This window comes from Paenibacillus elgii NBRC 100335 (assembly GCF_004000865.1).
Lineage (GTDB): Bacteria > Bacillota > Bacilli > Paenibacillales > NBRC-103111 > Paenibacillus_G > Paenibacillus_G elgii.
Map to the genome: position 1 here is coordinate 16,485 of NZ_BIMB01000001.1, position 24,154 is coordinate 40,638.

Below are 24,154 nucleotides of genomic sequence, written 5' to 3' on the forward strand. Positions count from 1 at the left end.
GGGTCAAGCCGGGGATATTTTAGGATTGGCAATACCCTTTGGCTGCTACATTGTGCTATAATTAGAAATTATACTTTAGCGCAATAAAATGTTAAAAGAAACAGGAGGATCATTATGGCGGGCACGGTTAAAATTTTCGATACTACGCTTCGAGACGGTACTCAGGGCGAAGGCGTCAGCCTCTCCGTCGAAGACAAACTCAAAATCGCCCAAAAGTTAGATGCGCTGGGCGTTTCCTATATTGAAGGCGGTTGGCCCGGCAGCAATAACAAGGATATTGAGTTTTTCATGCGGGTGAAGGAATTGAAATTGTCGCATGCGAAAATTACAGCCTTCGGCAGCACGCGACGCAAGGAGACGTTGGCGGAAAACGATCCTAACCTGAACCGGATTCTTGAAGTCGGGGTTCAGGCCGCAGCGATCTTCGGTAAATCGTGGGACTTCCAAGTGCACACGGCCATTCAGACGACGCTGGAAGAAAATTTGGCGATGATCTACGATTCGGTCCGCTTTTTGAAGCAAAACGGGCTGGAAGTCATTTACGATGCGGAGCATTTCTTCGACGGCTACAAGAGCAACCCGGAATACGCTCTGGCGACGATTAAGAAGGCCGAGGAAGCCGGCGCCGACTGGATTGCGCTGTGCGACACGAACGGAGGCACGCTGCCTCACGAAATTTCGGCCATTGTGACTAAAGTAACGTCCTCGATCTCCTGTCCGATCGGCATTCATGCGCACAACGACTGCGAGCTCGGCGTAGCGAACAGTCTGGCCGCCGTCATGGCCGGAGCCCGGCAAGTGCAGGGCACGATCAACGGCTACGGGGAACGGTGCGGCAATGCCAATCTCGTATCGGTCATTCCAAATTTGCAGTTAAAGCTGAAGTATGATGTGATCAGCGCGGAGCAATTAGCCAGCTTGTCCACCGTGGCACGCTATGTCAGCGAAATTGCCAATATGCATATGCCGGTTAACCAGCCTTACGTTGGCTCTGCCGCTTTCGCGCATAAAGGCGGAATTCACGTATCGGCAATTTTGCGCGATTCCAGTACGTACGAGCATATCAAGCCTGAGCTGGTCGGCAACAAGCAGCGCGTGCTTGTCTCGGAGCTTGCCGGACAGAGCAACCTTGTATTCAAGACGCAAGAGCTCGGCTTGGACTTCGATACGAACAACCAGCAGACCAAGCAGCTCATCGAGCAAATCAAAGAGATGGAGCATCAGGGATACCAGTTCGAAGGCGCAGACGCCACGCTGGAGCTTCTGATCCGGGACGCCTACGGCAAGCTGGAGGAAGTGTTCACACTTGATTCGTTTAAAATTATGGTAGCCAAATCCGCCGATCAGCCGGTGCTTTCCGAAGCGATCGTTAAGGTGAATGTACATGGCAAAACGATCTATAACGCCGCCGAAGGGAACGGTCCCGTGAATGCACTGGACAACGCCTTGCGCAAATGTCTGGTTGAATACTATCCAGATATCAACAACATGCATTTGTCCGATTATAAAGTGCGCGTCTTGGACGAGAAAGACACTACGGCAGCAAAAGTTCGCGTGCTGATCGAATCGACCGATTTCAACAGCACGTGGAGCACCGTCGGCGTATCGGAAAATATTATCGAAGCGAGCTGGCACGCCCTTGTCGACAGCATCCGGTATGCGCTGCTCGGCATGACCCGGGTGGCCGACAAGCCGGAAGAAAGCCGGGAACGCCTCGGGCTCGTAAATCACTAAAATAACGATTGCAAACAAGCCGCAGTTCTCCGGCCGGAGACATTGCGGCTTGTTTTGATGTAGCGGGCTTGCCAAGTCTAGCTTGCGATCAGCCGTTTGATTTTGTCCTCCAATTGGTCGGGAGGCAGCACATGAATGACTTCCTTCAAGCGCCCTTGTCGGTCAATCAGGAAGCTTGTCGGGACGAATAACAGCCGGTAGGCGTCAGCCGCCTCCCCACTCGTATCCAATAGTATCGGGAACGAAAACTGGGCTTGGTTGACGAAACGCTTGACCGCCTCCAGCTCATCCCCTTTGGTCACGTTAACCGCGTAAAGATCGAACTGTCCTTTGTAACGGTCGTACACCTGCTTTAAGGCAGGTGCTTCTTCGCGGCACGGTCCGCACCACGAGGCCCAGAAATTCACCATCAGCGGCTTGTCCCGTACCCCGCCGACCTTATATTCTCCCCCATCCAGTCCCTTCAGGGTAAACGCAGGGGCCGGCGATTCCACCTTTAATTCCGGCCGGCCCGCAGCCGAGACCGACGAGTTCCGGTCAATCCGATCATATTGAAAAAGCGCCAGCCCCGCCAAAGCCAATGCCAGTCCGAAAATCAGCAAATTTCGTTTCATCGTCTCTCTCCTGTCCATACTCCGGCTTGCTTACGGTTACAGTATTGCCCATTTTCCAGAAAACGTTACTAACCGATCACGCTCCGCTGGATAAAGCCGGAAAGCATGGCGCCTTCCATGAAAGGGCACATTAACTTTACGATTGTTTATTAGCGGAGGTTGAATATCGTATGGAGAAAGCAAAATCGAAAAAGCTGCGGATTACGTTCGAAAGCGATATCGATTATTCGGCTTCAAATGATAAGCAAGCCACTGGCGGCGATAATCCGAAAGCGGCAGACTCGAAAGGAGTCATTTGGGAGTTTATCGCCATCGCCAGCGTACCGCTTGTCCTGGTGCTCGGAAATTCGATGCTTGTTCCCATTTTGCCGGATATGCAGGAACGCCTCGGTATTTCCCAATTCCAAAGCAGCTTGGTGATCACATTGTTTTCCGTCACCGCGGGCCTCGTGATCCCGATCGCCGGGTACTTGTCCGACCGGTTTTCCCGCAAAGCAATCATGATACCTTCGTTGATCATTTACGGCGGTGCCGGGATCTTGGCGGGCTTCGGCGCCCTTTGGAATTCGTATACCGTGATCATTATTGCAAGGGCGATTCAAGGGATGGGCGCAGCGGGCACCGCTCCAATTGCGATGGCGCTGGCGGGGGATCTGTACAAAGAAGGGATGGAGAGCAAAGCACTGGGGTTGACGGAAGCTTCGAACGGAACCGGAAAAGTGGTCAGCCCGATTCTCGGCTCACTGCTTGCGCTAATCGTCTGGTATGCCGCTTTTTTCGCTTTTCCGTTCTTCTGCCTGTTATCTTTGCTGGCCGTCATGTTTTTGCTGAAGGAGCCCAAGAAGGAGCAAGCTCCACCCAAGCTCGGTGAGTACCTGCGGAATATTGGCGCTATTTTGAAGCAAAAAGGGCGCTGGCTCATCACGTCGTTTTTTGCGGGCTCCATGGCTTTGTTCGTCTTGTTCGGCGTCCTCTTTTATTTATCGGACATTCTGGAGGTAGCCCCTTACCATATCGACGGGGTGATGAAAGGGCTCGTCCTCGCCATTCCGCTCCTCGGCATGGTGGTCACATCCTATACGACCGGCTCACTCATCAAAAAGAACGGCACTCTGATGCGCTGGCTCATCAATATCGGCCTTGTGCTCATGACCGTGTCGCTCGGTTTATGCATTTTGTTCTACAACAAAAGCATTTATGTTTTTATCGGCCTGCTGACTCTGAGCAGTATCGGGACCGGCTTGCTTTTGCCCTGCTTAAACACGATGATTACCGGCTCTGTCCAACGGGAGCAGCGGGGGATGATCACGTCGTTATACAGCAGCCTGCGTTTTCTGGGCGTCGCCTTCGGCCCTCCGCTGTTCGGGTGGATGATGGACAAGTCGCATCAAATCGTGTTCATTACCGTTACGTCTTTGTCGCTTCTGACGTTAATCCTTGCCTTCTTCTTCATTAAGCCGCAAGGGAAAATCGGAGGGTAAAAAGAGCGGGAAATGTAGTATAATGGCGCAAAAGACAATGAAAGGCGCCTCTTCCGATGAATCGTTTGCAGATTCGAATTCACCGACAAGCATGGTCCGAGATGATCGGCCACTGCCTTGAAGCGATGCCGCGCGAAGCGTGCGGCCTTCTTTTTGGCTATCTGTCTGCGGCAGGCATTCCTGTGGCCTTAAACTATATGCCGATCGCCAACGCCGCGGCCAATCCGCTGCACAGCTTCGAGCTGCACCCGCAGGAGCTTGTCCGGGCCCTATACGCTGCCAGCGGGAAGCATGAGCTGATAGGGATCGTTCATTCCCATCCCCGCTCCGCTCCTTATCCGTCGGATCGAGACTTAGCTACCTTATGGCACACGACGCCCAGTCACTGGATCGTTTCGCTGCGCGATCCGTCTTTGCCCGAGGTCAAAGCCTTCGCCTTTCGGAAAAGGCAGCAGGAGCATTCCAGCCTTGAGGCGATTTCATATGACATCGTTATGGAGTGACTTGATTTTAGTGATGGCTCAAATGCGCATACAAATCCCCTAACGTCTGCACGTCCTTCGACTTGATTTCGCGCATGAGCGCAGTCCACAAGTGGGCGGTCATTCGCGCATCCTCAAGCGCATGATGGCGCTTCGTCACTTCGATGCCGTACACGTCGAGCAGCGTGTCCAAATCGTATTTTTTCAGCTTCGGGTGAAGCCATTTGGCAATCATCATCGTATCGAGCAGACGGTGGTTCAAGTTGACTTTGGACGTCCGCCAGAGCGCCGCATTCAAAAAATGCTTGTCGTGACCGGAACCGTGAGCGACTAGAACCTTCTGCCGGACGAATTCCAAAAAGCCGCGCAGCGCGTGCAGCAAATCCGGCGCAACCGCCGCCATCTCGTTCGTAATCCCTGTCAGCTTTTCGATCTCCCCAGGAATGCTTCTCTTTGGATGGACCAGGCTGTAGTAGGTGCTCTCTTCCTTGATTTCGGTCCCGGTGACGGAAACGGCGCCGATCGAAATAATCTCATCCCCGTTATACGGCGAAAAACCGGTCGTTTCCAAGTCGAAAACGACCAGTTCCACTGTGCTTAGAGAAATTTCATACAATGAATTTTTGCGCTGTTCCTTCATGATGGAGCGGATGAATGCCATCTGCTGCGCGCTTTGCGCATCGAACATCGACGTGATCGCCGGAGTGAGTCCGCCCATTTTATACAGCTGCCACATCCGGCCGGCCGGCCGCATATCCTTCATAAGCGATCACCTAACCTTTTGACTATCTCCTTAGGAATGGTCCTCTTGACGTACTTCTGCAAGTCCGTACCAATGCGAAGGCATTGCTTCAGCTCCGTTACCCGTTCTTTCGTCAACTGGTCTGCGGTCAGCTTGCCGCGGGTCACATACCGGCCTTCCTCGAGCTGATAAGGAGTCATCGACCTCAGCTTCAATGCCAACGTCAGGGCCTCCAGCCAATCCTGACCGATCTCTTCCGGAACGTGTCCGCCTGCGATCAATGCCTGTATCCGCTCCTCGGTCGACGAACGGCGGATCCCCGCTTCCACCGCCAGCAAGCGGATTCCGTTAACAATCGGGATGTAGGCGCCGTACTTCACATCGACTCCGCCGGCATCTTCGCCGTACCGCTCCTTGATCAGCTGTCCGAACAGGCCGATCGATACTTTATGGTGCAGCGTATTGCGCAGCATGTGCTCCAGCATGGCGGGTTGGGCTGCGGTATACCGGTAGATTTCCTCGATAAGTGCGCAGCCAAACATTTCATCCCCGTACACCGAACGCGCATCGACCGTAATTAGCAAATATCTCACATGCTCCCAGTCCGGCTCCCGCATCCACTCGTTTACCATCCGACGGTAATCTTCCAGCGGCTTGCGCCATTGCTCGTTGGTGCAGATAACTTGCCCGTGGCAGGGCGGGTAGCCAACCGCTTCCAAGCCTTCCGTAATACGGGCAGCCAATTCGGTGAAATAACGATCCGCCTCCAGACGCTGCTCTGCCGATGAAGGGTCCGCGTAGATCAAGCCGTTGTCTTGATCACTCCACAACGTCTGCTCTCCTCGTCCTCCGCTGCCGAACAGCAAGAATGCATAAGGAAGCGGTGCGGCTTCTCCCCATTCTTCCTTCAGTCGCTCCTCGGACAGCACAATGACTCGGCGGATTAACGCATCGTGGTATTCGTTGACCTCCCGGCTCCATTCCAGCGCTTCGGCAAAAAGGAGACGCCGCCCGAACTCCTCGTTAACTTGATCCCGAAGCGCCCTCAGCTTCTGCAAGCTCCGGACCCGGGACGTTTCCCGTTGAAACCTTTCAAGTGCGAGACGGTCCATGACGACATCCCCTTCTGCTTGTTCGCTCTATACCGTGGTAGCTGCGCCGCCATGCGCCGCTTTCTTCATTTGCTCCGGATATCCGTACGTCCCGTGCTCGGACAAATCCAGACCAACGAGTTCTTCTTCTTCCGTCACCCGAAGGCCGATCGTCACTTTGATCAAGTACAAAATAACGAAGGACAGCATCAGGACGAACAGGAAGGCGCCAAAAATGCCAAGCGCTTGCACGCCAAGCTGCTCCAAACCGCCGCCGTAGAACAGACCTGCTTTCCCGACGCCTACTTTCGCCGCCAGCTCGGGTGTTGCGAAAAGTCCGGTCGACAGCGTTCCCCAAATGCCCGCAATCCCATGAACGGAGAAGGCGTAGATCGGGTCGTCGACGCCCGCTTTTTCAAACCATTGTGCCGTGAAGAAGGTCAAGACGCCGGAGACCGCCCCGATAATGACAGCGTCGCGCGGTGCAACGAAGGCGCAGGCCGCGGTAATAGCCACTAGAGCGGCCAACACGCCGTTCAGCATACTAGGTATATCAGCCTTGCCAAAATACATCCAGGACACGATCATAGCCGCTACCGCGCCTGCCGCAGCCGCAAGATTCGTCGTTAAGGCGATGTAACCGAAGAAGCCGTCGTTCATCGCGCTCAGCGTCGAGCCTGGATTGAAGCCAAACCAGCCGATCCATAGAATGATCACGCCGAGAACTGAAAGAACTTGGTTGTGCCCGGGAATCAGATTTGGCGTTTTATCTTTATTATACTTGCCGATCCGCGGCTTAAGCAGCAGCGTAGCGACAAGCGCAGCCGTTGCGCCTTGCAAGTGAACGACCGTGGAGCCCGCAAAATCCTGCATTCCGATTTGCGCGAGCCAACCGCCGCCCCATACCCAGTGAGCTACGATCGGATAGATGACTACTGTGAACAGCGTGCCGAAAATGAAGTAGACGGCCAGCTTGCCGCGCTCGGCAAAGCCGCCCCACGCAATCGCAAGCGATACGCCGGCAAACGCCAGCTGGAACAGAAATTTGATGGCGATCGGTACGTCCGACGCGGATAGCGAACCAAAGGCCGCTTTGGCTTGCTCCTCCGTCCCGTCTACGAAGAATCCGGTCGTCCCGAAGAAGCTGTTGCCGTCTCCGAAAGCTAAGCCGAAGCCGACGGCCCAGAAGGCGATTGCACACAGGCCGAAAGTCAATACGGTCTTGCCTGCGACGTGGCCGGCGTTTTTCATCCGGGTGGAACCCGCTTCCAGCAGCGCAAAGCCCGCTTGCATGAAGATGACCAGAATCGCTGCAAGCATGACCCACACCGCGTCGATTGCGCCTTGGAGCTGAGCGGGTGTCGCTTCGTCGGCAGCGAATGCGAGGCTTGAAGGCAACAAAGCTAACATAATTACCGCGGATAAGAATAACCTTCTAAACAAAACGACCACTTCCTTCTTTGATGTTAGTTTTTATAACTCATTCTGAAATTTATATTGTCATTATATCCACCAGTCACTATTTTGACAATAGATTTTCGTTAGAAAACCATGAATTACGAAATATAATCTAACATTATCCATGTATAATTCGTTTTTTCAATCTTTTTCCGTTGATATCCATATTATTTGCGTTATATAAAATAACGCGCATATTCAAACTGCGATATGCTTCAGGCAATCAAAGCGACTTTCCCTCCAGGTAAAAGTGTAACGTTTGACTGTATGGTTTGGATTCAGGTATCATGAATACAAGAGCACCTATTCCAGTATCTATATAAAACGAGGTGACATGAGATGGGGAGATGAAGCTTTACAAAATCGGCGAGTTGGCGCGCTTATCGGAGGTCAGCCCCAGAACGATCGACTACTATACAAAGCTCGGGCTGATTCAACCGGAGAAAAGATCAGACACGAATTATCGTTACTACAGCGATGAAACCTTAGCGCGTCTAAAACGTATTGAAAGTATGAAGAGGGAGAAGTATACCTTAGAGGAAATCAAGGCTAGCCTGTTGCAATGGAACAAGGTGAGCCGAGATGAAATAGTGACAGATAAACTGACATCATTGCAATTGTTACTTAAGCAGCTTGAGAAGGAAGCGAAGGAAGTCGGACCGATGCTTGAGAAGCTGAAGCCGTCGCAATTGAAGAACCTGAACAAAATTCTCACGCAGCCCACCGCTGCATGCATCGAGGCTTTATTGTTGCTGTTAGGTAAAGGCCCTCTTTCCTAATCGAAACGATATTTACAAACGGAGGAATGGATCGATGTTTTTTCACCCTATGGATTTCCTAATTATCATTGCGTTCATACTCTCCATTTGGGCGCAATTCCGGGTCAAAGGAACATTTAACAAATGGTCCGATGTGCCCGTGCAATCCGGTATGACGGGATACGAAGCGGCCCGCCGCATGCTGGACTCCAACGGATTGTATGACGTTCCGGTCGAGCCGATTCCCGGCGCGCTGACGGATCACTACGACCCGATTGCCCGCACCGTACGGTTGTCGGAGCCGGTTTATTACGAGAGCACCATCTCGGCCGTATCGGTCGCTTGCCACGAGGTCGGACACGCCATTCAGCATAAAGTAAATTACCCGATGCTCGTCGCCCGCCACCGGATGTTCCCGGTCGTAAACTTCGCTTCCGGCATCGCGCCGCTGCTCTTGATCGCAGGCTTTTTGTTCCATTGGACCGGATTGCTTGGCCTGGGGATTATATTCTTCTCCGCCGCCGTCGCTTTCCAGCTTGTGACCTTGCCGGTAGAGTTTAACGCCAGCAACCGGGCCCGCGACTTGATGGTTGCCGAAGGCTATATCACCAACGATGAAGAACGTGGCGTAGCCAAAGTACTAAACGCTGCTGCGCTTACTTATGTAGCTGCTGCCTTGATCTCGCTGCTCGAGCTGATTAAGTATATTATGATCTTCACCAACCGCAGCGACGACTAACCTTGCTGCTCGCTGCGCTGAACGTTAAAGCCGCCGGACCCGCTCCTTCCTGGAGTGATCTGGCGGCTTTTTTTCATGCGATCTTATCGCTCCTGCTGCAAGGCGTCTATTGTCGGTTCGAACCACAGATCCCGGAACCGGACCCAACCGAGCGAGTTCAAGCAAACGTTTCTTAACGAAGGATGGAATACGGTGCGCTGCGTATGATGGAACAGAAACAATACATAAGCCTGATCGGTTACAAGCTGCCTCAGCCGATTCAAATACGTGCCGCGCGTGACGGGAGATCCTTCTTGGTACAGCCGCTCGATGATGAAATCGGTCTGCTGCTTCAGCTCGTCTCCCAGATGCATCCGAACGACACAGTTGTCTGCGAGAAACAGCTCGATAACCGCCAGCTCTACATCATGATCCAAGACGTTGCGGTTAAAGGTGAAATGCGAGCTGCGCACCATTTCCTCCCGTTCCGCCGTTCCCCAGTTCACTTCGTTCAGCTTTACCTTTATGCCAATCTCGCCAAGCTGGATCTGCAATTTCTCCGCGGACCCCTTGTGATGGGGAGCATGCACAAGCAGCATCTCTTCCCCGTCATACCCACTCTCCGCCAGCAGCCGTTTGGCCAGTATCGGATCATACTGCTCATCTGTATCGCTAGGCTCTCGAGATTCCTCGTAAAACCACTTGGCGAACGTCACATCTCCAGGTGCGCCAGAGGGCACCAGAAGCTTGCGGTCGACGCCATGGACGACAGCTCTTCGAAAAGCCAGCTTCTGCTGCGGTCCAGGCAAGTTTAAATTAAACGTGAAAAAGCTGCAATCCCGTCCGATCGTCTGTATCGCCTGCCAGTCTTTAGGCAGCTCTTCAGCCGTGTCGCATTGGTGCCGCATCATATAATTCGGCGGTTGAAGATGACTCGCTTTGCGCATCAACTCGGGTGTATACCAAATTTCAATCCGGTCCAGATGCGCCCGCCGATCGAAATAACGCGGGAACGCTTCCAACACCAGCATATTGTCGTCATTTTGGACCACACGGAAAGGTCCGGTCCCGACCGGCATCCGGCGGAAAGCTTCTCCGAGCTCCGTCACCGCATCCTGCGGAACGATCGAAGCCCGGTCGTAGCTCAAATGATGCAGGAACAGCGGATTAGCCCGCCTCAAATGGATACGTATGGCGTAGCTGCCGATCGTCTCGATGTGCTCCACATCCGCAAACAGCCATCGAAACGGCGAGCACAATTCTTTGCAGTTATGACGTTCAATTGAATACTTGACGTCCTCCGAGGTCATTTCTCTCCCGTGATGAAAAAATACCCCTTTGCGCAAATAAAACGTCCATTCCTTGCCATTGTTCCCGCTGGTCCAGTAGTGCGCAAGCCCGCCTTCGATTTTGCCGGTCTTCGTGTTCATTCGGATGAGCACGTCAAAAATTTGCTGTACCATATGACATTCTACGACAAAGGTGATGAGCGCCGGGTCCAGGCAAGCAATCCGCTTGGAATAGGGCAGCCGCAGCGTATCCGTCAGCGTATCGTTCTTCACCTCGGGCCGATAGCCGAAATGAGAATCCAGCCAATAAACGAACTGGTCCTTGAGCGCAGGCAATGCGGAATGCTCTTCCAAATAAGCGAACGCTTGCTGAATGTCACCTTTCTTCACTAACGCTTGAGCAGCTTCCAGCGCAATCGTTTCGCTTTTGGCCAAAAATATGATTTTTGAGCGATGCCCCCGCCCGCGGCCCGGAGTCCAGTGAATCCAACCGGCTTCTTCCATCCGTTTCAAAACCAAGTTGACGTTGCGGGCCGTACATTGAAAAATATCCGTCAGCTCCGTCAGCGTAATCTCAATCTCCGCCTGTTCCTTAACCTCCGCATATTTCTTGCGCAGGCGCAAATAGTAGAAATCGATCATTCTGAAAACGCCTCCTCGCCGGTCCATGCGTCCATAAAAGATGAAAGAAATAAACTATATGCTACACTTTTTATTCATCTTTCGCAAGGTATAATGAAACCAGAAGCCGCAAGCAAGCGAAAATAAAGGCTTCCTCAGGAGGAGAGACACCATGTTAAACCCGTTCGATCTTGAAATGCAAATGCTGGAGCAAGCGAAAGAAACCGAAAAAAAAGCAAGCGGCTCCCGGTTTCCCCGTGTGCCGCTTATGGACTGGCTGGTTGGCGTCACCGCCGTCAGCGCGATATTTGTTTAACCCCGAGGCTGTCAATGAAGACGCATATTAGGCCCAGGCGGCCTTTTTCTCGAAAAAGTCGATCAAAAATTTGCGGAACACTTCCGCCACGGGCGGAAGCTTTTCGCCGTTTCGGCGAATCAGCCCAATGCTGCGCGTAACGACCGGTTCCGTAACGCGCACCTTGACCGGCTGAAGCTCGTTGATTTCCTTCAGCGCCATCTCCGGCAGCAGGCTGACGCCCATGCCTGCCGCTACCAGCCCGCGGATCGTATCCGTTTCTTCCCCTTCAAATCCGATTTGGGGCGTAAAGCCCGCCTTTGAACAAGCTTCCAGTACGATCGCGCGGAGCGAATACTCTTCGCTGAACATGACGAACGATTCGCCGCTAAGCTGGTCCAGCTTAATTGATTCGTTTCCCGATAACGCATGGCCTTCCGGCACGATGGCATACAGCTCTTCCTCAAGCAGCACTTCACCGACCACGTGATTATGCTTCTCCGGAAAAGGTGAAATGAAAGCGAGATCGATTTCTCCTTTCATGACGTCGCGGATCAAGCTGTTATAAGTCCCCTGACGCAGGCGGAACTTGACGTTCGGGTAATGCTTGCGGAAGCTCGCGACGACTGTCGGCAGCAAGTTAATACCAAGACTGTGGGGAAAACCAATCCGAATTTCGCCCCGCTCCGGGTCAAGAAATTCGTGGACCTCATCCACCGCGCGATCCAGATCGGTCAGAATGCCCTCCACCCGGCACAAAAACAGCTTTCCGACCGAAGTCAGCTGCAGATTGCGGCCCTTTTGCACAAACAATTGTACGCCAAGCTCTTCCTCCAGTTGATGGATTTGGCGGCTTACCGCCGATTGCGCCACATGCAGTTCTTCCGCTGCCTGGGTTACGTGCTGTTTGCGCGCCACTTTTACAAAATACTGCAGCTGTCTAAGTTCCAAAGCTATTCCTTCCCCCTGTATATATTTAAAGTTGTGCACTCCTATTGGACAAGTTCTCTTATAAAAGATTATAATATATTTTGGTGAAATACCAATCATTCTCACACATTGAAGGAGGCCCATGTACTCATGGCAAAAGCGGCATTCAAAGGCAACCCGATTACCCTCATCGGAACGGAAGTTAAGCCAGGCGATAAAGCTCCCGATTTCACAGTAAACAAAAACCTGCTCGAAACCGCATCTCTTGCCGATTATGCCGGCAAAGTGAAGCTGATCAGCGTGGTGCCTTCTTTGGACACCGGCGTATGCGATGCGCAAACCCGCCGTTTCAATGAAGAAGCTGCCAAGCTCGGCGACAACGTCGTTGTACTGACGATCAGCGTGGATCTTCCGTTCGCGCAATCCCGCTGGTGCGGCGCTGCGGGCATCGATAAAGTCGTAACGCTGTCCGACTACAAAAACCGCTCGTTCGGCAAAGCGTACGGCGTGCTGATTGACGAACTGCAATTGCTGATGAGATCCATCTTCGTCATCGATGCAAACGATACCGTACAATACGTGGAATACCTCGGCGAAATGACCGAGCATCCGAACTACGAAGCTGCGATCGAAGCAGTGAAAAAGCTCGTTTAATATCGTTTCCGATCATCAGTCATGACACACAAAAAAACAGCGGGCAGCCGTGGAGCTCCTCGCTGTTTTTTTTAATCGTTTATTTTATAAGCGGCCAGCCGCTTGTCAATGTGCCTATATATATCAAGGATCGTCCTGTAATTCGACCCGAGGTCTCCGAGCGAGCCGCGGGAAGCCGAATAAATATCGATCGCCGTCTTGAGCGGGTTAATGCCGAACATGGTAAGGGTAATATCCTGCGTGCGGCCGGTAATGGTGCGCCGTTCCACTACGATTTCGCCGACGTTCTTGACTTCGTGGAGAAGTTTGTAGCCGCTTAGCTTCTTGAACATGTTCACGACTTCGTCCCATGCCTGATCTTTGGAGATTTTATAGTATCGGGTCTTCAAAGCCGGGTCCTTAGCCTTCTCTCCTGTTGTTTCGTGGCTGCGAATGAGACCGATTAAGGTGCGCTTTAGCAAAGCCTTCCCTCCTCAATGAAGTGACAATCTATTCCGGTTAACACTATCTTTTATCATATCATTGTTTGCAGGGAAGAGAAAGAGCTAACGAATAAAACCGTTCATATTTTGTACAAAATTGATTTCTGCGTTTCCCTTGCTTCCAGTATATTACCATGGAAGCCAGTCTATGATTCGAATCCCGGACAAGTTTGCGATTTCGCGTTACATATTTTTTCAAAGGAGAAATTCATTGATGCTGATACGACAAGCACGGCCAACCGATATAGCCGAAGCATATGCGATTGAAACGATGTCCTATCCCCCGGAAGTCGCCGCTTCCCGCGAAGCGTTCGATTACCGCTTGCAGACGTTCGGCCGTTATTTCAAGGTAGCCGAGCACGACGGACGGGTCGTCGGAATCGCCAATGCCGTTCGCCTATCTCATGAAAACCTTGCTGATGAAGAAATGAAGCAGACCGGAGCCAGTGACCCGGAAGGACGGTTTTTGTGCGTGCTGACCGTCGCCGTCCACCCGGATTATCGCGGCAGCGGACTCGGCGCCCGGCTGATGGGAGCTTTACTGGAGCAAGCGGAGGCGGACGGGCTCGAAGCCGTACTGCTGCTATGCGAGAAGCATTTGATTTCGTTCTACGAACGTCTGGGCTTCCGGTATATCCGGTCTTCGGCGTCCGAACATGGCGGCATCGCCTGGCAAGAAATGAAACGCGATTGCAGGTGACGAACAGAAACAGGGCCTGCTGCCGCTTAGGCGCAGCGCAGGCCCTGTTGGTTTACGTTGGACGAAGGATGGTTGTCCCATCCTCGTTTGGTTTTAGAATGAGCTTTGGTTCGCGCCTTCCCAGTCTTTCAGGAAGCGCTCGATACCGGCATCCGTTAACGGGTGCTTGATCATTTGCTGAATCACTTTATAGGGAACAGTAGCAATATCCGCTCCGAGCAGCGCCGCGTCGATGACATGAGTCGTCGTACGTACGCTTGCCGTAATAATTTCGGAGCCGATGTTATGTACCTTGAACATTTCGCTGATTTCTTTAATCAAATTCATGCCGATTTGGTTAATATCGTCAAGGCGTCCGACAAACGGGGAGACGTACGTTGCTCCGGCGCGTGCGGCAAGCAAAGCTTGCGTCGAACTGAAAATCAGCGTCACGTTCGTTTTGATGCCCATCTCGCTGAAACGTTTCGTCGCTTTCAGTCCTTCTTCCGTCATTGGAACTTTTACAACAATACTATCGCCAAGAGCAGCCAGTTTTTTACCCTGTTCCACCATCTCGTCAGCTTGAAGGCTGATCACCTCAGCGCTGATCGGCAGGTTTCCGACGATCGAGATGATTTCCTTCACCGTTGCGAAGAAATCTTTTCCTTCTTTGGCAATGAGCGACGGGTTCGTCGTAACACCGGCAATGACGCCGAGTTCATGTGCTTTGCGGATTTCTTCCACATTGGCTGTGTCGATAAAGAGCTTCATCTCCAACATCCCTCTCTTTAATTGTGAACGCTAACATTTTAACGCAACAAAAAAACCCGCATATGCCGTCCGATTTCGTGTTTCAAACCCGCTCTCGCAGGTGGGTGTCCGCAGAATCGGTTTTGAAGTCCCCTTTCGAGGGCATGACAGCCGCGATTCAATGTAGGTCTCCCTAGAAACAGTCATTGGTTCAAAACAACTGTAAAACCGAAACGCACATCGCAGGATTTTGTTGTATTCCTATTATAGTCCACTCTAGGGTGAAAGTAAACCTTTGCGCCGTTCTTCTTGTTGGAACCGGGGGAAAATTACGGGTTTTCCGCCTTGCGCTCCGATTCGGCCGCCTCCGGAGCATCGGCATTTTCCGTCTCCAGACGCTGCTGTTCCGCTTCTTTCTCGGCCAGCTCTTGCTGCTTCTCCTGCAGCTTTCCGAATATCAGGTTAAAGTGCCAGAACGATACGACTGCGATCAAGCTGCCCATAAAAAAAGGAATCAGGAACGTAAACATATTAAAGCTGACATACAGGACGATGCCGTTCAACACGATCATCGACAGCGATCGCACCGGATTGCCGATCGTAATCAACAGCGCATTTTTGACAATTTGCAAAATCTTCATGTGCAGGTGCGACAGGATCGAGAAGAAATGGAACAACGAAATGATCAACAGCACGGTGAGCGATAGCACTAAAAAGCGTAAAATGCCAAAGGTTCCCATTTGATTCCCATAAAACTGGAAATTAGTGTACAGAATGGCGCCAATGAGAATATAAATCAGACCACCAAGCAAGCTTTGGACGAAGTTATCCTTATAGCCGCGAAAAAACGTCTTGAACAGCGGCACATCCTCTTCCCCCGTCAACCACTTCCGAGCCACGCTGAACATCGCTGTCGTCGACGGAAAGATAGTGAATGGCGCGACAACGGCCATCAATATAAGTGTTTGCAGTGCTTGATCGGCCGATTGAGACTGCAAAAAAACGAGCCCCAGGAAAAAGAAAGGAATGGCACATATGACCCATAATACGTTGATTACCGATAGTCTCATGATCCATTCGGAAATACGGTAAAACCCACCCATGATTCCTCGAAATTCCAAATCCTATGCCCTCCTTCATCTGTATTGCTTTATTATAGCCTATTTCATTCCATCTAGGTAGCCGTCCATATCTAATGCTGCAAATAACATATGCTAAAGTACCAACCACGGTTAGTAGCCCCCGTCATCCGTTATGTACGCACAGCGGAATGTCCCATGGGCAAGCAAGGGATACCCGCGCCCGGATGCCGAGGAGCTCAACTTGCACATGAGAACCGTTATCCGTCAGGATAACGCTGTTTCTAGTGGTAAAATACAGGAAGGAGGCTGGTCACTATGGGTGGTTTCGCAGGAGGAGGATTGTGGACTTCCACTGCCGTTATTTTGGTTCTGTTTATTCTGCTGGTCATCGTTAGCTGCAGCTTCTGGATCTAATTCATGCAATGGTATAGCAGGCATGTGCAGGTACGTACATGGCCTGCCTTTTTATGGCTAAAAAAAAGCAAGCACGCTTTAGATGGCGTGCTTGCTTTTTGTTCATTACACCAGTGTTTCTTCGTTCGAGCGGTTGGAGGAACGGGAGTACCCTCCGCGATTGTCGCGGTCCGAACGGCCGCGGTCGCGGTCGCGTCCGCCGTCACGGTATCCGCCGCCGCCGTCGCGACGGTTGCGGTCCCCGCCACGATAGCCGCCACGGTCACCGCCATAAGGGCGATCGTTGCGACGTGCGCCACCAGCCGTACCGTAAGAGCCCGACGGTCTGCGTCCGTTGCTGCGGACGTCCGGTCTTCTTTTCTTCGCACGGATCGGATCTTCCGGTGTCAGTTCGATTTCGACGTCTTTCTTCTCGCCGGTAAGCAGCTTGAACGCCGCAGCCAGGAGGTGAACGGAATCGTGCTGCTCCAGCAGGGAAATCGCAAGACCTTTAAATTGATTGTGGTCGTCGCTTTGCATCGCTTCCAGCACGCGCTCTGCCGTCATTTTTTGCTTGCCTTCGATGGCTTCCGCCAGGCTCGGCATCGGCTTGCGGGAAATTTTGTGACGCGTGATTTTCTCGATAAAATGCAGGTGGTCGATCTCGCGCGGCGTAACGAACGTATACGCTGCGCCTTCCTTGCCCGCACGGCCGGTACGGCCGATCCGGTGCACGTAGCTTTCCGGGTCCTGCGGCAGGTCGAAGTTGATGACGTGGGTAACGCCCGATACGTCCAAGCCGCGGGCCGCTACGTCGGTTGCGACGAGTACGTCGATGCTTCCGTCGCGGAATTTGCGCATTACGTTGTCACGCTGATTTTGGGACAGATCCCCATGCAGACCTTCGGCAGTATAGCCGCGCTTCTGCAATGCTTCGGAGAGCTCGTCAACCCGGCGCTTCGTCCGGCCGAAGATGATCGCAAGGTCCGGCGCTTCCATGTCGATCAAGCGGCAGAGCGCTTCGAACTTCTGGCGCTCGTGAAGCTCGATGTACGATTGATCGATCAGCGGCGCGCTAACTTGCTTCGGAATGACGGATACGTGCTCCGGGTTGCTCAAAAACTGCTGAGCCAGCTTCTGAATGTTGATCGGCATCGTCGCCGAGAACAGCATCGTTTGACGCTCATCCGGTACGAGCTTCAGGATCGATTGGATGTCCTCCATGAAGCCCATATCAAGCATTTCGTCAGCCTCGTCCAAGATGACGGTTTGCACATCGTCCAGCTTAATGGTTTTACGGTTGATGTGGTCGAGCAGACGGCCCGGCGTACCGATGATGATTTGCGGCTTTTTACGCAGCGCACGAATTTGCTTTACGATATCTTGACCGCCGTAAATCGGCAGGGAGCGAATGCCCTTGAAGCGTCCCAGCTTCTCGATCTCTTCCGCTACCTGGATTGCCAATTCACGTGTCGGGCACATGATCAAAGCAACGATACGCTCTTCTTTAATGTCGATCTTGTTAATGAGCGGGATGCCGAATGCCGCGGTTTTCCCTGTTCCCGTTTGCGCTTGGCCGATAAGGTCGCGTCCTTCCATCGCTATCGGAATGGCTTTTTCCTGGATCGGCGTCGACTCCTCGAAGCCCATTTCCGTAATTGCGCGAAGTACCTTTGGCTCTAAGCCGAATTCACTGAAAGTTTTCAAATGATTTCAATCTCCTTTGTTCTAGGGTTCATCTTTTGTCTATACCCTTAAGTGCGCTCCTATCTTCTATTTTTAATCTCTTCATGAAACACCTTCCAAGCCGTGTCAATATGAACAGTCAAGGCCGTACTTAAGAATATCTTTAGTAGTATACCATACCCTGATGCCATATTCCAGAATTGTTCAAACTTGAAACCCAAATTCGCCGAATATCGTATATAATAATTATATTCGTCGATTTTGAAAAGGAGCGAAATGCCCATGTCCATCTGGAAAAGAGTCGGTTCAATTATCAAGAGCAACAATCCGGAGCCGGAAGTAAAGCCATCGAACCCGTTGGAGGAAACAATGGTCGGCGATATTCTTAATGTAGACCTCGAAGAATATGTCGTATCCGGCAAGGCCGTTTATTTTGACCGCGGGTTTGCGCCGCACCGCTTTGCGTATTATCTGCAAAACGGCAAGCATATATCATGTCTGCTTGTGGAAAAAGGACGCACGTACGAATGTTTTTTATGCGAATTTGTGGAAGGCTCGCTTGATGATCCGAACGACGTGCCGTCGGTGCTCGACGTCGGCGGCGAAGTGACGTACCATATGGAGCATAACCGCACGGATACGGTGCGTGTCGAAGGGAACACCGATTTCCGCGCAGGAGACGAAGTCATGTTCTGGCGTTACTTCGGTTCGGAGAACCGTTACTTCTTCCTGCAATGGCAGGACGGGAAATATGTCGCCATGGAGGGCTCCCCGACACCGGCGGGACAAATTAAATTTATGAAGGGCTCCCGATGACCGTTCGTCCTCATTTCCATAATCGAATGATTAAATCAGCTTGAAATGGAGGTGACCGCCGCATGATCAACAAATTGTCCAAATGGATTGCCATCCTGCTGGTATTCACGTTGCTGGCCGCTTGCGGCGACGCCGGCAACTATATTAAAGACAATTATTCGTTAATCGACGTTCAAGGGCAAGGAAAGAGCACGGCCAAAATTTATTCCGTCGCGGGAAAAGACGTGCCGACCGTCGCCAAGGAAATTGCAGGCAAGGAAAAGCCGACCGAAATGAGCAAGGATTCGGAAGAACGGATGTTCCTGGTTTACGATAATAAGATCGTCAACGTACAGAAGGACCCGAACACCGAAGGAACCACCTTGGTCGAGGTTGACTCCATCCAATACGCCAAAGAAAACTATAGCTCCTCGTTCCTCCAGGGCTATGTGGCGGCAACGCTGCTGCAATCCCTGTTCGGTGGCGGCTGGTTCAACAACAACCGCGGCACAGGCAATGATTACAAGGGGTACACGTCGAGCCCACGCTATAACGATTACGGCAAGTACCAATCTGCTCCTAATCCCGGGTCGACAGGCTCGGGCTCGACGACCAAGCCGCAGCCTTCGACGTCCGATCGCAAAGGAAGCTTTAGCACGACGCCGTCGAAGCCGCAAACGACGACACCGTCCAATCCGCAGACGGATACGCCGTCAAAGAGCAATCCGTCCGTAGGGGATTCGGCCAGAAAGAGCGACGGCTCCAAACCGACTTACAAGACGCCTTCCTCCGGTTCCTCGAAACCGAGCACCAGCTCGCGTTCCGGATCGTTCAAGCGCAAATAAGACCGCCAAGCTTTCCCTTAACCTGGGAAGCTTGGCTCTTTTTCGGCTTTCGGGGGTTCAAAACGGTCAAAACGCTTCATACTAAAAGCATGCGGGAGGTGCATTCATGTTTCAGCTTCAACGTTCCTGGACCGGTTCTTTAATCGCTTGTCTTCTCGGCGCGGCTCTGATCGCATCGAGCTTCAACCTGTTCTTGATTCCCCATCAATTGCTCAGCGGTGGCATTTCGGGCGTATCCATGCTGGTCGGTTATTTTACGGATTGGAATATTTCGCTCTTGTTTCTTATCTTTAATGCACCGCTTCTGATCTGGGGACTGCTGACGCTAGGGCGCAAATTTATTATTTTGAGCGTCGTCTCGGTTGTATTGACCACATGGTTCATGCAGCTGATCCCTACAATGACCGTCAGCAAAGATTTAATCATCTCTTCCGTTGCCGGGGGGGTGCTGGTCGGGCTCGGAACCGGTATTTCGATGCGGGTGGGCGGATCGACCGGCGGCTTTGACATCATCGCTTCCATCCTCACGCGCAAACGGGATTTTTCGCTTGGCACGTCTCTATTCGGTCTGAACGGCATTGTTATCGTGGCACTCGGCTTGTTCAAAAACAACTGGGACCTAGCCCTGTACTCCATGCTGTCCATGTTCATAACAGGCAAAGTCATCGATACGATTCATATCCGGCATTTAAAAGTAACCGTCTTCATCATCACCAAGAAAAAGGATCTGCTCCTGAAAAAAATGCAGAAGCTCAAGCGCGGTGTCACGGTCATCGATACCGAAGGAGCATATACGAAAGAGCCGCAGCATATGCTGATGACGGTGACGACACGCTACGAATTGAACGAACTTCAAAACCTGGTGCGCCAATGGGACCCGCAGGCTTTCGTCAATATCACCGAGACCGTAGGCGTTATGGGCCTGTTCCGCCGCTCCGACCGGAACGAACCCGGCAATTAAGCAAAATTCCCGGTACATAGACCTTCGGAATTATGCTATACTGGAGGAGTAATTTCATACCGTTTTTCCAAGGCTTAACCTGAATTACTCGTAAGTCCTGATCTCTAAACAACAGATGACGGGAAGGGTGATGCTTGTGGAAACCGTAAGGTTGGCAACCATTGTCATGAGACTGACGCCGGAGCTGTATCCATTCCTTAAGAAACGCGAGCTCGAATCGGAGATCGTGCTGCGCAACGGGCTGGAAGCTCTCGAAACAGAGGATGCCATGGAAATTATTCAATACAGCATTTCGGAACATCAAAAGGACGCCTTCCTTCATTGAATAAGTAAAGCGTCATAATATGTATAAGACCGCTCTTCGGCCGCCCGTACGGTGGCAGGAAGAGCGGTTTTGTTTTATGCCCCTATTCGGAAGGAAGCTGCAAGCCGCGGGACAAGCTGCGGTATTCCGTGGGTGCGATGCCGACCGATTTTTTGAAGTTTTTGGATAGATGGAACAGATCGTGAAAGCCTGTTGCCTGCGCCACCTCGCCGATGGTCATGTCGGTCGAACCGATGAGCTGCTTCGCTTTTTCGAGACGGCGCTCATAGATGTACGTCATCGGTGTCGTCCCGAGCTGGCGCTTGAAGAAGCGCACAAAATAATTAGGATGGTGATGCACGATGTCGGCCAGCTCCGCTATCGTCATCTCCTCGGCCAAATGCGCGTCAATGTAGTCCAGCACCTCGCCAAGTTTGCTGTGACGGAATGATAGGCCCGCCTGCCCCGCCTGTCTTAACACCGCCTGCTCCATATAGCAGGCAATGACGCCGAGCAGCGCCGCCTCGACCCGGATTGACCCGGCCGGTCCTTTCTTCCTTCTATGCTCGTCCGCCAGCCTCTCGAACAAAGCAACCGCCTCAGAGGACTCCTGCGCCGTCAAGCAATAGGGCAGCTTGAACAACGAAAACAACCCCATCCAATTCAAGTCGGACGTAAAATGACACCAATACATCGTATATGTCCGGGCCGGATCGGTAACCGAGAACGATTGCACCAATCCTGCCGGAGCAAAAACAAGCTGCCCCGGCTGGGGGGACAGCTCCTGCCCGCCGACCGTCATCCGCCCTTCCCCTTCGCAGATGTAATAGATTTTGCTATACGCGGGGGTGAACGGCTTTTGAATCCAGTCGGGATTGCATTTGCTCCGTCTTGCATTCAGCAATTCCGTCTTCATATCCTTCAGCAAATGGCTGAGCAGCGGGAAATCCGGTTCGTTGTTAGACATCGCAGCACCTCGAAAAGCGTAACTTGACGGTTCGACAAAAAGGTTAATTTCGTACAAATAAGCGTTAACCGCATCCATAGGGATTATATCATATGCCGGGTACAATGGGAGTGAGCAACGCGGAAATGACGAACCACAAATGAATGGAGGCTTCTTCGATGATCAAACGGGATATGTATATGGATAATGCGGACGCGGAAGCGGCCGAACAAGCGAATACGCCTTTACCGAATGATGAACTGCAGGACCGCAGGCTGGCTTGGTGGCGGGAGGCGCGTTTCGGGATGTTTATCCATTGGGGATTGTATTCGCTGCTAGGCGGCGTCTGGAAAGGCCGGACGGTGCCGGGCGCCTACGGAGAGCACATTATGCTGCGCGGCCAAATTCCGGTGAAGGAATACGAACGGCTCGCGGAATCGTTCAACCCGGTCCGCTTCGATGCGGAAGCCTGGGTACGGGCCGCCAAGGATGCCGGGATGAAATATATCGTGATCACGGCGAAGCATCACGACGGCTTTGCCTTGTACGACTCCGCCGCGAGCGATTTCAATATCGTCAAACGCTCCCCTTTCGGCCGTGATCCGATGAAAGAACTAGCCGAGGCTTGCCGCAAGGAAGGAATAAAGCTGTGCTTCTATTACTCCCATTCGATGGACTGGCATCACCCCGATTCCCAAGGCAACACGCATGACTACCCGAACAATATCGGGGCGTGGGACTCTTTGGAATCGTGGGTTAACGATGAGGACAAATTTGCGCGGTACGAGCGGTATATGGAAGAAAAAGCGTTGCCGCAAGTTCGGGAGCTGCTGACCGGCTACGGCGATGTCGCCATCGTATGGTTCGATTGCGGGCATAAAGTGACCGACGAGCAGGGACAAAGGTTCGTCGATACAGTCCGCAGCCTGCAGCCGGATTGCCTGGTGAACCGCCGCGTGCGCCGGGACGGCTTCGGGGATTACGGCAATTCCGGCGACAATCAGCTGCACATCCGGATCAACCGCAAAGACTGGGAATCGATCCATACGATGAACGATTCGTGGGGCTACAAGAAAACGGATCACAATTGGAAATCCGTTACAAGCATTCTGCACAACATGATCGACGTGTTCAGCTTGAACGGCAACTATTTGCTGAACGTAGGCCCTACGCCGGAAGGCGAATTCGACGAACCGTCAAAGAATATTTTGCGCGAGATCGGACAATGGCTGAAAATAAACGGCGAAAGCGTGTACGGAACGACCGGAAGCCCGCTCGGCAAGCCGCAGTGGGGACGCTGCACGACAAAGGACGGACTCCTCTATCTGCACGTATTCGAATGGCCAGCGAGCGGGCGGCTGGTCGTTCCGGGGCTGCGCAACGACGTTCTAAGCGCTTACCTGCTGGCTGATCCACAGCGGGGCTCGCTCGTCCATCGCCGTTTGAACGACCAAGATGTACTGATCGAGGTGCCTGCTAACCCGCTTGACCCGAACGTCACCGTAGTCGTGGTCGAATACGAAGGCGCAATTGACGCCAATCCGGTGAAACGGCTGCTGGAGCTCGATTATGTCAACCGGTTCGGCGCCTTCGACGGCGACATCCAAGGCAGCGAGCTGCGCTACGATACCGGCAAAAGAGACCGCGACGTCGTAACGAACTGGGTCAGTCCCGCTGACTTCATCCACTGGACGTTTCGCGCGGAAACGCCTGGAGCCTGCCGGCTCACGGTCGTTTACGGAGCGGCGGAAGGCGAAGCCGGGGGTACGTACCGCGTGGAGCTGTGCGGCGAGCGGCTTCAAGGTTCGGTGCAGCCGACGGGCGGCTGGTACGATTTCAGAAGCGCCGAGCATGGAACGGTGCGCATTCCCGGGTCAGGTACCTATACGCTAACGGTCAAGCCGGATACGATAACCGGCGCTGCGCTGATGAATTTGAAAGAAGTGCGGCTTACCTTTTTGAACGAACAAGAGGGTTGATTTATTTTCTTAAATTTTTTTAGGACTGTCCTAAAATCGTTGTCTTTTTGTAACAAAAATGTGTTATAGTACAATTAAATAAATGGTATGATTAAGTCATACCATTTCGGAGGTGTACTAACACTATGGGAGCATTATCCCCTTGGCACATCATTTTGATCGCTCTCGTCGCTCTGCTTTTGTTCGGACCGAACAAGCTTCCGGAGCTCGGACGCGGTTTCGGCAAAATGTTCCGCGAATTTAAAGATGCAACGTCAGGCAACGGCGGCCGTTCCGACGATAATCCTCCGGAGCCCGAAGCCCCGAAAAAAGAATTGGCGGCTCCAGCAGCTTCGTCGGCAAGTGAACCCGTTCAGCCGACAGCGAATAAATAATTGTAGTACGA

The 24,154-nt window shown here is 52.4% G+C and carries 26 protein-coding genes and 1 other RNA gene; 15 read left to right on the forward strand and 12 right to left on the reverse strand.

Annotated features, from left to right (window positions below; translation table 11 throughout):
- Nucleotides 1-114 precede the first annotated feature (114 nt).
- On the forward strand, nt 115-1,734 hold the full coding sequence (gene cimA / locus PEL01S_RS00075) for a citramalate synthase (protein WP_063179654.1): 1,620 nt from the start codon (nt 115-117) through the stop codon (nt 1,732-1,734).
- A 77-nt stretch (nt 1,735-1,811) separates the two neighbouring features.
- On the opposite strand, the gene PEL01S_RS00080 is transcribed toward cimA, so the two are convergent.
- The gene (locus PEL01S_RS00080; RefSeq protein ID WP_127458815.1) at nt 1,812-2,348 is read right to left on the reverse strand and encodes a TlpA family protein disulfide reductase; all 537 of its coding nucleotides are present in this window, start codon (nt 2,346-2,348) and stop codon (nt 1,812-1,814) included.
- Nucleotides 2,349-2,518: 170 nt separating this feature from the next.
- On the opposite strand from PEL01S_RS00080, the gene PEL01S_RS00085 reads away from it, so the two are divergent.
- The gene (locus tag PEL01S_RS00085) at nt 2,519-3,829 is read left to right on the forward strand and encodes an MFS transporter (protein WP_127458816.1); all 1,311 of its coding nucleotides are present in this window, start codon (nt 2,519-2,521) and stop codon (nt 3,827-3,829) included.
- Between the two features lie 56 nt (nt 3,830-3,885).
- Entirely contained in the window at nt 3,886-4,332 is a 447-nt protein-coding gene (locus PEL01S_RS00090) for a M67 family metallopeptidase (RefSeq protein WP_127458817.1), read from the forward strand.
- 7 nt (nt 4,333-4,339) lie between these two features.
- Here PEL01S_RS00090 and PEL01S_RS00095 read toward each other — a convergent pair whose 3' ends face one another.
- Genes PEL01S_RS00095 through PEL01S_RS00105 form a run of 3 tightly spaced genes read right to left on the reverse strand, consistent with a single transcriptional unit; the run spans nt 4,340 to nt 7,554 of the window.
- A complete protein-coding gene (locus tag PEL01S_RS00095; RefSeq protein WP_127458818.1) occupies nt 4,340-5,074 on the reverse strand; it encodes an exonuclease domain-containing protein in 735 nt (244 codons plus the stop codon).
- Nucleotides 5,071-6,165, reverse strand: coding sequence for a DUF294 nucleotidyltransferase-like domain-containing protein (locus PEL01S_RS00100; RefSeq protein ID WP_127458819.1), 1,095 nt, complete (start codon nt 6,163-6,165; stop codon nt 5,071-5,073). Before PEL01S_RS00100 ends, PEL01S_RS00095 begins: the two co-directional genes overlap by 4 nt.
- 27 nt (nt 6,166-6,192) lie before the next feature.
- Nucleotides 6,193-7,554: an ammonium transporter gene (locus PEL01S_RS00105; protein ID WP_127458820.1), complete on the reverse strand. Its 1,362-nt coding sequence runs from the start codon at nt 7,552-7,554 to the stop codon at nt 6,193-6,195.
- Between the two features lie 395 nt (nt 7,555-7,949).
- Between PEL01S_RS00105 and PEL01S_RS00110 the strand changes: the two genes are divergently transcribed.
- Nucleotides 7,950-8,381: a MerR family transcriptional regulator gene (locus PEL01S_RS00110; protein ID WP_010491397.1), complete on the forward strand. Its 432-nt coding sequence runs from the start codon at nt 7,950-7,952 to the stop codon at nt 8,379-8,381.
- 34 nt (nt 8,382-8,415) lie between these two features.
- Entirely contained in the window at nt 8,416-9,099 is a 684-nt protein-coding gene (locus PEL01S_RS00115; protein ID WP_010491399.1) for a zinc metallopeptidase, read from the forward strand.
- Nucleotides 9,100-9,182: 83 nt separating this feature from the next.
- Here the strand turns inward: PEL01S_RS00115 and PEL01S_RS00120 are convergent, their stop codons facing one another.
- On the reverse strand, nt 9,183-11,009 hold the full coding sequence (locus PEL01S_RS00120; RefSeq protein WP_127458821.1) for an ABC transporter substrate-binding protein: 1,827 nt from the start codon (nt 11,007-11,009) through the stop codon (nt 9,183-9,185).
- 151 nt (nt 11,010-11,160) lie between these two features.
- Between PEL01S_RS00120 and PEL01S_RS34310 the strand changes: the two genes are divergently transcribed.
- A complete protein-coding gene (locus PEL01S_RS34310; protein WP_010491402.1) occupies nt 11,161-11,304 on the forward strand; it encodes a hypothetical protein in 144 nt (47 codons plus the stop codon).
- Between the two features lie 27 nt (nt 11,305-11,331).
- Here PEL01S_RS34310 and gltC read toward each other — a convergent pair whose 3' ends face one another.
- Nucleotides 11,332-12,234, reverse strand: coding sequence for a glutamate biosynthesis transcriptional regulator GltC (gene gltC, locus PEL01S_RS00125; protein ID WP_063179670.1), 903 nt, complete (start codon nt 12,232-12,234; stop codon nt 11,332-11,334).
- A 129-nt stretch (nt 12,235-12,363) separates the two neighbouring features.
- On the opposite strand from gltC, the gene tpx reads away from it, so the two are divergent.
- Nucleotides 12,364-12,867 carry a thiol peroxidase gene (gene tpx / locus PEL01S_RS00130; RefSeq protein ID WP_010491406.1) on the forward strand — a complete coding sequence of 168 codons (504 nt, stop codon included), beginning with the start codon at nt 12,364-12,366 and terminating at the stop codon, nt 12,865-12,867.
- Between the two features lie 71 nt (nt 12,868-12,938).
- On the opposite strand, the gene PEL01S_RS00135 is transcribed toward tpx, so the two are convergent.
- Nucleotides 12,939-13,328 (reverse strand): DUF1499 domain-containing protein, encoded by a 390-nt coding sequence (locus PEL01S_RS00135; RefSeq protein WP_010491409.1) that lies wholly within the window; start codon nt 13,326-13,328, stop codon nt 12,939-12,941.
- 235 nt (nt 13,329-13,563) lie between these two features.
- On the opposite strand from PEL01S_RS00135, the gene PEL01S_RS00140 reads away from it, so the two are divergent.
- Nucleotides 13,564-14,049 (forward strand): GNAT family N-acetyltransferase, encoded by a 486-nt coding sequence (locus PEL01S_RS00140; protein ID WP_063179672.1) that lies wholly within the window; start codon nt 13,564-13,566, stop codon nt 14,047-14,049.
- A 93-nt stretch (nt 14,050-14,142) separates the two neighbouring features.
- On the opposite strand, the gene fsa is transcribed toward PEL01S_RS00140, so the two are convergent.
- From fsa to PEL01S_RS00155, 3 genes are all read right to left on the reverse strand, one after another.
- On the reverse strand, nt 14,143-14,799 hold the full coding sequence (gene fsa, locus PEL01S_RS00145) for a fructose-6-phosphate aldolase (protein WP_127458822.1): 657 nt from the start codon (nt 14,797-14,799) through the stop codon (nt 14,143-14,145).
- A 49-nt stretch (nt 14,800-14,848) separates the two neighbouring features.
- Nucleotides 14,849-15,030: non-coding RNA, 6S RNA (ssrS, locus tag PEL01S_RS00150), on the reverse strand.
- A gap of 77 nt (nt 15,031-15,107) precedes the next feature.
- Nucleotides 15,108-15,899 (reverse strand): YesL family protein, encoded by a 792-nt coding sequence (locus PEL01S_RS00155; protein ID WP_127458823.1) that lies wholly within the window; start codon nt 15,897-15,899, stop codon nt 15,108-15,110.
- A 276-nt stretch (nt 15,900-16,175) separates the two neighbouring features.
- Between PEL01S_RS00155 and yjcZ the strand changes: the two genes are divergently transcribed.
- Nucleotides 16,176-16,274 (forward strand): sporulation protein YjcZ, encoded by a 99-nt coding sequence (yjcZ, locus tag PEL01S_RS00160; protein WP_082866870.1) that lies wholly within the window; start codon nt 16,176-16,178, stop codon nt 16,272-16,274.
- Nucleotides 16,275-16,379: 105 nt separating this feature from the next.
- Here yjcZ and cshA read toward each other — a convergent pair whose 3' ends face one another.
- Entirely contained in the window at nt 16,380-17,960 is a 1,581-nt protein-coding gene (gene cshA / locus PEL01S_RS00165; protein ID WP_127458824.1) for a degradosome RNA helicase CshA, read from the reverse strand.
- 261 nt (nt 17,961-18,221) lie between these two features.
- On the opposite strand from cshA, the gene PEL01S_RS00170 reads away from it, so the two are divergent.
- The 4 genes from PEL01S_RS00170 to PEL01S_RS00185 all read left to right on the forward strand — a co-directional run bounded on the left by PEL01S_RS00170 (nt 18,222) and on the right by PEL01S_RS00185 (nt 20,865).
- The gene (locus PEL01S_RS00170; protein WP_036680105.1) at nt 18,222-18,755 is read left to right on the forward strand and encodes a DUF4178 domain-containing protein; all 534 of its coding nucleotides are present in this window, start codon (nt 18,222-18,224) and stop codon (nt 18,753-18,755) included.
- A 62-nt stretch (nt 18,756-18,817) separates the two neighbouring features.
- On the forward strand, nt 18,818-19,579 hold the full coding sequence (locus PEL01S_RS00175) for a DUF4247 domain-containing protein (protein ID WP_174806879.1): 762 nt from the start codon (nt 18,818-18,820) through the stop codon (nt 19,577-19,579).
- A gap of 106 nt (nt 19,580-19,685) precedes the next feature.
- Nucleotides 19,686-20,540 carry a YitT family protein gene (locus PEL01S_RS00180; RefSeq protein WP_127458825.1) on the forward strand — a complete coding sequence of 285 codons (855 nt, stop codon included), beginning with the start codon at nt 19,686-19,688 and terminating at the stop codon, nt 20,538-20,540.
- A gap of 130 nt (nt 20,541-20,670) precedes the next feature.
- Nucleotides 20,671-20,865: a hypothetical protein gene (locus PEL01S_RS00185; protein ID WP_010491429.1), complete on the forward strand. Its 195-nt coding sequence runs from the start codon at nt 20,671-20,673 to the stop codon at nt 20,863-20,865.
- Nucleotides 20,866-20,947: 82 nt separating this feature from the next.
- Here PEL01S_RS00185 and PEL01S_RS00190 read toward each other — a convergent pair whose 3' ends face one another.
- Complete coding sequence (locus tag PEL01S_RS00190; RefSeq protein ID WP_163767881.1) at nt 20,948-21,811, reverse strand: helix-turn-helix domain-containing protein; 864 nt, start codon at nt 21,809-21,811, stop codon at nt 20,948-20,950.
- A 158-nt stretch (nt 21,812-21,969) separates the two neighbouring features.
- Here PEL01S_RS00190 and PEL01S_RS00195 point away from each other — a divergent pair, with 158 nt between their 5' ends.
- Both PEL01S_RS00195 and tatA read left to right on the forward strand, forming a co-directional pair.
- Nucleotides 21,970-23,769, forward strand: coding sequence for an alpha-L-fucosidase (locus PEL01S_RS00195; protein ID WP_127458827.1), 1,800 nt, complete (start codon nt 21,970-21,972; stop codon nt 23,767-23,769).
- Between the two features lie 125 nt (nt 23,770-23,894).
- Nucleotides 23,895-24,143 carry a twin-arginine translocase TatA/TatE family subunit gene (gene tatA / locus PEL01S_RS00200; RefSeq protein ID WP_054973572.1) on the forward strand — a complete coding sequence of 83 codons (249 nt, stop codon included), beginning with the start codon at nt 23,895-23,897 and terminating at the stop codon, nt 24,141-24,143.
- Nucleotides 24,144-24,154: the final 11 nt, after the last annotated feature.